The organism is Sphaerimonospora mesophila (genome assembly GCF_001417795.1).
GTDB classification, from domain to species: domain Bacteria; phylum Actinomycetota; class Actinomycetes; order Streptosporangiales; family Streptosporangiaceae; genus Sphaerimonospora; species Sphaerimonospora mesophila.
This window is the reverse complement of the sequence record NZ_BCBX01000065.1, coordinates 18643-28263: the sequence shown is the minus strand read 5'-3', so window position 1 is coordinate 28263 and position 9621 is coordinate 18643. Positions and strand designations below refer to the sequence as shown.

At 71.6% G+C, this 9621-nt stretch carries 7 protein-coding genes; 1 reads left to right on the top strand and 6 read right to left on the bottom strand.

Features of this window, described 5'->3' with window-relative positions:
• Positions 1-108: 108 nt before the first annotated feature.
• The 6 genes from AP234_RS33275 to AP234_RS33250 are packed head-to-tail and all read right to left on the bottom strand — an operon-like array spanning position 109 to position 7013.
• Entirely contained in the window at positions 109-1221 is a 1113-nt protein-coding gene (locus AP234_RS33275; protein WP_063843196.1) for a BadF/BadG/BcrA/BcrD ATPase family protein, read from the bottom strand.
• The gene (locus AP234_RS33270) at positions 1218-2480 is read right to left on the bottom strand and encodes a 6-phospho-beta-glucosidase (protein ID WP_055483735.1); all 1263 of its coding nucleotides are present in this window, start codon (positions 2478-2480) and stop codon (positions 1218-1220) included. Before AP234_RS33270 ends, AP234_RS33275 begins: the two co-directional genes overlap by 4 nt.
• A 56-nt stretch (positions 2481-2536) precedes the next feature.
• The gene (locus tag AP234_RS33265; RefSeq protein ID WP_055483734.1) at positions 2537-3436 is read right to left on the bottom strand and encodes a carbohydrate ABC transporter permease; all 900 of its coding nucleotides are present in this window, start codon (positions 3434-3436) and stop codon (positions 2537-2539) included.
• Entirely contained in the window at positions 3433-4419 is a 987-nt protein-coding gene (locus AP234_RS33260; RefSeq protein ID WP_083502658.1) for a carbohydrate ABC transporter permease, read from the bottom strand. Before AP234_RS33260 ends, AP234_RS33265 begins: the two co-directional genes overlap by 4 nt.
• A gap of 3 nt (positions 4420-4422) precedes the next feature.
• Positions 4423-5757 (bottom strand): extracellular solute-binding protein, encoded by a 1335-nt coding sequence (locus AP234_RS33255; RefSeq protein WP_055483733.1) that lies wholly within the window; start codon positions 5755-5757, stop codon positions 4423-4425.
• A complete protein-coding gene (locus tag AP234_RS33250) occupies positions 5754-7013 on the bottom strand; it encodes an ROK family transcriptional regulator (RefSeq protein ID WP_235558534.1) in 1260 nt (419 codons plus the stop codon). Before AP234_RS33250 ends, AP234_RS33255 begins: the two co-directional genes overlap by 4 nt.
• A gap of 130 nt (positions 7014-7143) precedes the next feature.
• Here AP234_RS33250 and AP234_RS33245 point away from each other — a divergent pair, with 130 nt between their 5' ends.
• Complete coding sequence (locus AP234_RS33245; RefSeq protein ID WP_055483731.1) at positions 7144-9441, top strand: AAA family ATPase; 2298 nt, start codon at positions 7144-7146, stop codon at positions 9439-9441.
• The last annotated feature ends 180 nt before the right edge of the window (positions 9442-9621 follow it).

Sequence of the window (9621 nt, the reverse complement as noted above, 5' to 3'; positions counted from 1 at the left end):
CTAGGCAATGATCGAAAGCTAGCCGTCCCGACCGACATTTTTCGGGACCGCGATTTCGCGCCCGTGCCCGAGCAGACGGGGACGGGCCGGGCGGCCGTACCCATCGGCTCACGTGGCGGCCCACGTCTCCTTCCCGGCGTCCTTCCCGGCGTGAGGGGCGCCGCCGTCGAGGAAGTGCGCCCGCACCCGCTCGGCCGCCTCGGGTGACGCCCCGAGCCGGTCCAGGCCGAGCAGGGCGGCACCCACGATCGGCGGCACGTCGGCGATCACCAGCTTGGCGAGCGGAGCCTGCTCCGTGTAGGCCCGTGCGATCAGTGACATCAGCAGCGGGTCGCGGGCGGTGAGCACGCCGCCGCCGAGCACGACCTCGCAGGGTTCGCCGAGGAGATCGGTGCGCCGCATCGCCACGATCCCGAGCACGGTGATCTCCTCGGCCAGCCGTCTCACAATCGACCCGGCCACGGCGTCGCCGTCACCCGCGGCGGCGAGCAGCGGCGGCACCAGATCGTGCAGGCGGTCCAGGGACGCCTCCCCGAGATGCAGCCGGATGACCGCCTCCTCGACGGTGGCCGTGCCGAAGCAGGCGCGTACGGCATCGGCCAGGGCCGTGGCAGGGCCCCGGCCGTCCTCGGCCCGCACGGCGTGCCACAGCGCCTCCTCGCCCAGGTGGTGCCCGCCGCCCCAGTCGCCGCTGATCCGGCCGAGGGCGGGGAAGCGGGCGATCCGCCCGGACGGGGCGACGCCGACCGCGTTGATGCCGGCGCCGCACACGACGGCGACGCCCCAGGGCGCGCTCGCCCCCGCGCGCAGCAGCGCGAACGTGTCGTTGCCCACGGTCGCGGTGCGGCCGTAGCCGCGGGTCAGCAGCTCGTCGCGGAGCCGCTCCTCCTCGATCGGCAGATCGGCGCCCGCGACGTAGGCCGCGACGTGATCGGCGTACGGAGGCCCGGCCGGCGGCCTGTACGACGGCCCGGTCGGCGCGGCGGGGGAGCCGCCGTCCCCGCCGAGGGCCCGCCGCACGGTCCGGCCGATCACGTCGATGGCCGCGGCGACCCCCGCGCTCTGCGGCAGGAACGCCGGCCCGCGCGCGGTCGCCAGAACGGTCCCGTCCTCGCGCACCAGGGCGACGTCGGTCTTGCTGTTCCCGCCGTCCACCGCCAGCACGGTGCGGCCCCCGTCGTCCCCGGCCGATGCGGTACGGCCCGTGCGGGCAGCGGTCAACGGGACACCCCCCACGGCAGGTGCGCCAGGTTGGCCGCGACCAGCCGGTCGGCGAGATCGTCGGCGAGCGCCGCCTGCCCGACCAGCGGATGGGCCAGCAGCGCGGCCCTGACCCGGTCGGTGCCGCCGTCGCGTGCCGCGTCGAGGGCGAGCGTCTCGTAGGCGGAGACGTGGGCGATCAGCCCGCGGTAGAGCGGCTCGACGGGGTCGACGGGGACCGGCGCCGCTCCGTGCGCGCCGATCACCGCGGGGACCTCGATGACCGCGTCGTCGTCGAGGAACGGCAGCGTCCCCCCGTTGCGGGTGTTCACCACCTGGACGTCGCCCCGATCGCCGATCAGCGAGGCGATCAGCGCCACGGCGGCCTCGGAGTAGAACGCGCCCCCGCGCTTCTCCAGCAGCTCGGGCTTGACGTCCACGCTCGGGTCGGCGTACATCTCCAGCAGCTCGGCCTCGATGGCGGCGACCCGCGCCGCCCGGGACGGGCCGGCCTTCTGCTCCTCGACCACCTGATCGTGCTGGTAGTAGTAGCGCAGGTAGTACGACGGCACCGCGCCGAGGCGGCGGATCAGCTCCACCGGCAGGCCGGCCGCCTCGGCGAGTTCCTCGCCGTGGCCGTCGAGCGCCGCGGGGAGCACATCCTCGCCGTCGAGCCGTACGGCACGCACCCACGTGAGGTGGTTGAGCCCGACGTGGTCCAGGGAGATCCGGTCCGGGGTGACGCCCAGCGCGGCCGCGGCACGACGCTGGAACCCGATCGCCACGTTGCACAGCCCGATCGCGCGATGGCCCGCGTCGAGCAGCGCCCTGGTGACGATGCCGACGGGGTTGGTGAAGTCCACGATCCACGCGTCCGGGGCGTACGCGCGCACCCGATCGGCGATGCCCAGCACCACCGGGACCGTGCGCAGCGCCTTGGCGAGCCCGCCCGCGCCCGTGGTCTCCTGCCCGACGCAGCCGCACTCGAGGGGCAGGGTCTCGTCGACGTCGCGGGCGGCCTGACCGCCCACGCGCAACTGGATCAGCACGGCGGCGGCGCCCGCGACGCCGCAGTCCACCGTGGTGGAGGTGGTCACCCGGGCCGGGTGGCCGGCGCGGGCGAGCATCCGGGCCGCCATGGCGGCCACGAGGCCGAGGCGGTGTTCGTCCGGGTCGACGAGCACGATCTCCGAGATCGGCAGCTCGCCGCGCAGCCGGGCGAAACCGTCGATCAGTTCCGGCGTGTACGTGGAGCCGCCCCCGACAACGGCCAGTTTCATGTGATGTCAACGTCCCTTCGTTCGCCTCATTGACGTTCGTCTCATTGACGTTCGCCTCATTTGACGCCGGTCAGCTTGACGCCCTCGATGAAGACCCTCTGCGCGAAGAAGAACACGATGATCACCGGGGCTATCACGAGAAGGGTGGCGGCCATCGTGAGGTTCCACTGGACGCGGTGGACCGACCGGAACGCGGCCAGGCCGAGCGACAGCGTCCAGTGGTCCAGGTCGGTCCGGGCGTAGAGCAGCGGCCCGTAGTAGTCGTTCCAGCAGTAGAAGAAGTTGAACAGGGCCACGGCGGCGATCGCCGGGCGGGCCATCGGCAGGATCACCCGCACCAGCGTCCGGACCTCCCCGCATCCGTCGACCTTGGCGGCGTCGGAGTACTCGCGCGGGATCGTGATCAGGAACTGCCGGAGCAGGAAGATCGAGAACGCGTCGCCCAGCAGCATCGGAATGATGAGCGGCCAGAGGGTGCCGGTGAGCTGGAGCCTCGCCCAGATGAGATAGACGGGCACGGCCACGACCTGCGGCGGCAGCATCATCATGGTGATGACCAGCAGGAACGCGAGCTTCCTGCCGCGGAAGCGGAACCGCGCCAGCGCGTACGCCACCGGGACCGACGACAGCAGCATGAACACGGTGGCCAGGCCCGAGTACATGATCGTGTTGCCGATCCAGGTGAGCAGCGGCGCCTTCTCGAAGATCTCGGCGAAGTTGTCCCAGTTCCACGTCCTCGGCCACAGCTGCGAGGTGAGCGCCTGGTCGTCGTCCATCAGCGCCGTCAGCGTGATGAACACCAGCGGCCCGAGGAACATGATCGACAGGGCGATCGCCAGCGAGTGGTGGGCGATCCACAGGAGCGCCCGCCGCCACCTGACCGCCGCGGCGGTGGCGGTCCCGGCGGTGGGGGGCGTCCTGGCCGGGACGCGGGAGGGCGAGGCGGTGGTCGTCATGCCTCCTCCTCGGCGAAGCCGCGGAACTGCCGCAGCAGGACGAGCGTGAACATCATCGAGACGGCGAACAGCACCAGCGCCAGCACGCACGCGTAGCCCATCGCGAAGTCGCGGAAGCCCTGGTGGTAGAGCCATTCCGGGAACGTCAGCGTCGACTGGTCGGGGTAGCCCGGGGTGAACACCGACCCGGCCGAGTCGGTCGACCCCGAGGCGACCCGTGCCGCGATCATGGCCTGGGTGAAGTACTGCAGGGCCTGGATGACCCCGGTCACCGCGGCGAACATCACCACCGGCCGGATCACCGGCAGCGTGATCCGGTAGAACCGCTGCCAGGCCCCGGCGCCGTCGATCGCGGCGGCCTCGTAGAGCTGCTTGGGCACGTCCAGCAGGGCGGCCAAGAAGATCACCATGAGGTCGCCGACCGACCAGAGTGCGAGCATGGTCAGCCCCCACTTCGACCAGGCCGGATCGCCGAACCAGTCGGGGGACGGGATGCCCACGGCGGACAGGATGGCCTGCACCGGGCCGGTGCCCGGGTTCAGCAGGTACACGAACCCGAGCGTCCCGGCGACCACCGGCACCAGCGACGGCAGATAGAAGATCGTACGGAACACGCCCACGCCGGCCTTCAACCTGGTGACCAGCTGGGCCACGCCGAGGCCGAACAGCACCCGCAGCGGCACCATGATCGCGACGAGCCACAGCGTGTTCCTGATCGCCCGCCAGGCCGCCTCGTCCTCCATGAAGTACCGGTAGTTCAGCAGGCCCACCGGCTCCAGTGTGAACATGTCGTACCGCTGGAAGGAGAAGTAGACGGTGGCGAGCAGCGGGTACAGGAAGAAGACGGCGAACCCGACGATCCACGGGGAGAGCCAGAGCAGCGCGCGGAGGTCGTCGCGCCGGCCTCGGCCACGACCTCGGCCAGAGCCTCGATCGCGGACTCGACCGGCGAGCGGGCCGGGCAGGTCGGAGACGTGGGCCATCGATCAGCCGCCCGAGGTCAGCTTCAGCTTGTCGTCGATGGTCTTGTCCACCTCGGCGAGCAGTGCGTCCAGGTCCTTGGCCCGGCCGGACTCCCACTTGATGTGCGCCTCCTGCAGCGTCTGCTGGTTGAAGGCCGAGTTGATGTGGGCGGGCAGCGTGGTGCTGTTCGGGTCGGCGAAGATGTCGAGGAAGGTCTGGAAGCGCTCGTCCTTCTTCAGGTCGGGCGAGGCCAGCGCCGGCAGCGTGCTCGGCACGTTGCGTATCGCGTTCGACAGCGTGACCAGGGCGTCGGTGTCGGTGCTCAGATACTTGACCAGCTCCCAGCCGGCCTCGGCGTGCTTGGCGCCGCGCGGGATGCCGATGACGGTGCCGGTGATGTAGCCGGCGCCGTAACGCTCGGCCTGGTCGTCGCCGACGGGGAGCGGCGCGGTGCCGTAATCGAGGTCGGGGGCGCCGTCGGCGAGCATGGCGACCCGCCACTCGCCGTCGATGGCCATCGCGACCTTGCCCTTGTGGAAGGGGTTGTCGGCCGACCACTCGTCGCCGAAGCTCTTGCGGAACTTCTCGAGCTTGTCGTAGCCGAACCAGTCGGTCAGCTCCTTCTGCCAGGTCATCAGCTTCTTCCACTGCGGATCGGAGCCGATGGCCGAGGTGCCGTCCGGGTTGGTCCACTTCGCGCCGACCATGACCCCGGTGTGGATCGGGGCGTTCTCGTACATCTGGCTGATCGGCATGAACCCGGCGACCTCGATGTCGCCCTTGTCGTTCTTGACCGTGAGTTTCTTGGCGAGGTCGGCCAGCTCGCTCAGCGTCTTGGGCGGCTGGTTGCCCTGCATGAGCTTCTTGTTGTAGTAGAGCCCGTAGGCGTCGGCGAGCATGGGCAGCACGCACCGCTTGCCGTCGTACTGCGTGTACTCGTCGATCACCTTCGGGAACAGGGTCGCCGCGTCGATCTCGCTCGCCGTCAGGTACGGATTCAGATCCTGGAAGATGCCGGTCTTGCAGAACTGCGCGACGCTGTCGGTGGTGAACGACAGGGCGACGTCGGGCGGGTTGCCGCCGCGGACCGACTGGATGATCTGGTCGTCCTGGATGGCCTTGGTGGCCTTCACCGTGATCCAGGGGAACTTCTGCTTGAAGCCGGCGAGCGTGTCCTCGAACGCCTTGAGCTCGCTGTCGGCACTGAAACCGTGCCAGAACTCGATGGTGACGGGGGTCTGATCGGCGGGGCTCGCCCCGACCTTCGGCGGGCCGGCGGACTCGGTGCCGGCCGTGCAGGCGGTGAGCAGGGCGAGACCGGCGGAGGCCGCCGCGGAGATCACGAACGGACGTCTCATTTCGGGGGGTGCCTTTCTTTCACGGAAAAGTGATCATCGGAGATCAGCGGGCCGAACAGCTCGTCGCGGGTCGCGTCGAGGGCGAGGTCGAGGGCGCCGGCGAGGACCGGGTTCCCCTCGACGGCGGACAGCCGCACCGGGGGCCGCGGGATCGTCAGCGCGTGCAGTTCCCGCTCGACGAGCCCGCGCAGGATCTCGCCCCCGGCCAGCGGCACCCCGCCGGACAGCACGACGACCTCGGGGTCGACCACCGCGGTGATCGAGGCGAGGCCGAGCGCGAGACGGGCGGCCACCTGACCGAGTGCGGCGCGCGCCGCCTCCGCCCGGTCGCTGCCCCCGTGGATCGCCGCCACGGCGTTCCGTACGGCCTTGGCCGGGCTGGGCCCGCGCAGGCCGTGGGCGCGCAGGACGCTCAGCACGGCGATGCCGCCCGAGAGCGCCTGGAATCCGTGCCGGGCCCGTTTGCCGACGTCGCGGGCGGTGGGGGCGCCGATCACCGGCATGTAGCCGATCTCGCCGGCGCCGCCCGTCGCGCCCCGGTGCAGCTTTCCGTCCAGGACCATGGCCGCCCCCAGGCCCTCCTCGGCCCACAGCAGCACGAAGTCGCGGTGGCCCCGCGCCGCGCCGCGCGACCGCTCGGCCTGGGCGGCGAGGTTCACGTCGTTCTCGATGTCGACCGGCACGCCGATCCCGTCGCGCAGCGTGCCGACCACGTCGGGAACGTGCCAGCCGGGGATGTGCGCCGCGTAGCCGAGGCGGCCGGTCGAGGGGTCGACCGCGCCGCCGATGCCGATGACGACGCGGCTCAAGGCGGATGGGGTGAGCCCGGCGGGGTAGCAGGCGCCGCCGAGCGCGGCACGCACCCGTTCCACCACGTCACCGCCGGTGCGGCCGGGGGTGGGCATGCGGTGTGCGGCGACCACGGCCCCCGTGATGTCCGCCACGGCCACCTCGATCCTGGCCGGGGTCACGTCGAGCGCCGCAGCGTGCGCCGCGCGGGGATCGATCCGGTACAGCTCGGCCGTACGGCCCGGCATGCCCTCGCGGATGCCGTCCAGCACGACGAGGCCGGCCTCCTGGAGCCTGGACAGCAGCTGGGAGGCGGTGGGCTTGGACAGCCCGATGAGCGCGCCCAGCTCCGGCCGGGTGAGCGGACCCCGTTCCAGCAGCACTCTGAGCGCGGCGCCGTCGTTGATCGCCCGCAGCAGGCTCGGCGTGCCCGCCATGGGCCGCTCGCTCGCCGGTCGCCCCTCCAACCTGGCCCTCCACACATGTTAGGAAAGTTTCCTAACTTATAGAGGTCGTGTTCCCCGGTGTCAATGGCGTGGCGTCCCCGCAACCGAGCTGTGACCCGCGGGTCGCGCGGCCACTACAATCTGTCGGCCTATGTCTGAGACTTCGGCGGGTGAGCTGGCCCGGGAACAGAAGTACGTCGCCGCGCTGTACCGGCGCCTCGACGTGCTGCGCGAACGCACGCGCAGACAGCTTGACGACGTGCTGGCCCAGGGCGCCTCGGGCACACACCAGAACCGCTCCGAGCGCGATTCGTTCGCCGACATGTACGCCCAGCGCCTGGCCAGGCTGTGGGCGGTGGAGGACCGGCTGTGCTTCGGCAGGCTGGACCTCGCCGACGACGACCTCGCCGACGAGACCACGCTGTACATCGGCCGCATCGGCCTGTCCGACGACGAGCAGCACCGCCTGCTCATCGACTGGCGCGCCCCGGTCGCCCAGCCGTTCTACCGGGCGACGCCGGCCGCGCCCATGGGAGTGACCCGCCGGCGCCACCTGCACACCAAGGGCCGCACCGTCACCGGCGTCGACGACGACCTGCTCGACCTCGACCGTCTCACCGAAGCCGACCGGGCCACGCTGAACGGCGAGGCCGCCCTGCTGGCCGCGCTGGACGAGCGGCGCACCGGGCGGATGCGCGACATCGTGGCCACCATCCAGGCCGAACAGGACGCGATCATCAGGAGCGACCTGAACGGCGTCCTCGTCGTCCAGGGCGGGCCGGGTACGGGAAAGACCGTGGTGGCGCTGCACCGTGCGGCCTACCTCCTGTACACCTACCGCGAGCGCCTGGAACGGCGGGGCGTGCTCGTCATCGGGCCCAACCCGACGTTCATGCGCTACATCGAGCAGGTCCTGCCCTCGCTCGGCGAGACCGACGTGCTGCTGTCCACGATCGGAGAGCTCTATCCCGGGGTCAGCGGGACCCGCCAGGACCCCCCCGACGCCGCCGCGATCAAGGGATCGGCCCGGATGGCCGACGTGGTGGCGGCCGCCGTACGCGAGCGGCAGCGGGTGCCGGACCGGCCACTGGAGATCAGACTCGACAAGTTCACGCTGCGGCTCGACGTCAAGTCCTTCGAGGCCGCGCGGGCGAAGGCGCTGCGCAGCCGCAAACCGCACAACGAGGCGCGGCCGGTCTTCGTCCGGCACCTGCTGAACACGTTGACCAGGCAGGCCGCCCGGCGGCTGGGCCGCGGCATGCTCGACGAGGCCGACTTCGCCGACCTGCGCGAGGAGCTGCGGACCGAGGAGCCGGTGCGGACCGCGCTCAACCGGCTCTGGCCGTACCTCACCCCGCAGCGCCTGCTGATCACCCTGTTCACCTCCGCCGAACGGATGGCCGCAGCCGGGCTGACCGAGAAGGAGCGTGAGTCGCTGCTGCGGGAGCCGCCCCGGCCGGGAGAGGGCGCCGGCTGGTGGAGCGAGGCGGACGTCCCGCTGCTCGACGAGGCCGCCGAACTGCTCGGCGAAATCGACGAGGGGGTGGTCCGGGCGGCCAGGCTCGCCGAGGAGGAGCGGCTGGAGCGGATCGCCTACGCCAGGGAGGTCCTGCAGCTGACCGGCATGGCCGACATCATGGACGCCGAGCGCTTCGCCGCCCGTCAGCAGGCCGAGGAGATCCACCTGACCACGGCGGAGCGTGCGGCGCGCGACCGCACCTGGGCGTTCGGCCATGTGATCGTCGACGAGGCGCAGGAGCTGTCGGAGATGGCCTGGCGGATGGTCATGCGCCGCTGCCCGAGCCGGTCGATGACCGTCGTCGGCGACATCGCCCAGACCGGCTCGGCCGCCGGCGCGGCGAGCTGGGGCCGGATGCTGGATCCGTACGTCAAGGGCCGCTGGCGCGAGGCCGTCCTGACCGTGAACTACCGCACCCCGGCCGAGCTGATGGCGGTGGCCGCCCGGGTGCTGGAGCTGGTCGGGCCCGACCTGAAGGCGCCGGAGTCGGTGCGCGAGACCGGTGAACGGCCCTGGGCGCTGCACGTGGCGGACCTGGCCGGGCTGGGACCGGTGGTCCGCGAGGAGATCGTCGAGGGGGGCCGCCTCGTCGTGATCGTCCCGGCATCGTCGGAGCGGGAGATCGGGGCGGTGATCTCCGCCACTGTGCCGGCGGCCGTCGCCGGGCCGGGACCCGCCGCCCTCGACGCGCCGGTCGCCGTGCTGAGCGTGGCGGACGCCAAGGGACTCGAGTTCGACTCGGTGATCGTGGTCGAGCCGTCGCGGATCCTGGCGGAGTCGGCCCGGGGGCCGAGCGACCTCTACGTCGCGCTGACCCGGGCCACCCGGCGCCTCGGCGTGGTGCACACCGGTGCGCTGCCCCCCGCCCTGGCCGGTCTGACCGCGGTGACCGGCATACGAGGCGACAGGCGTACAAATGGCCGTGGATGACCCGCCCGATGCTCCCCAGCTGCGGAAAGTTGACATTACCGCTGATTGGGGCTCGGTTGACATCTGCGCTGAGGTCGGTAGTTTGCTGCGAGTCCAGCACGGGACTGACCGGTTGGCCGTCTCCTGGCGCCATCGACTCCTGCGTCCGTGACGGAGAGTGACTCCGTCTGCACAGCCAGG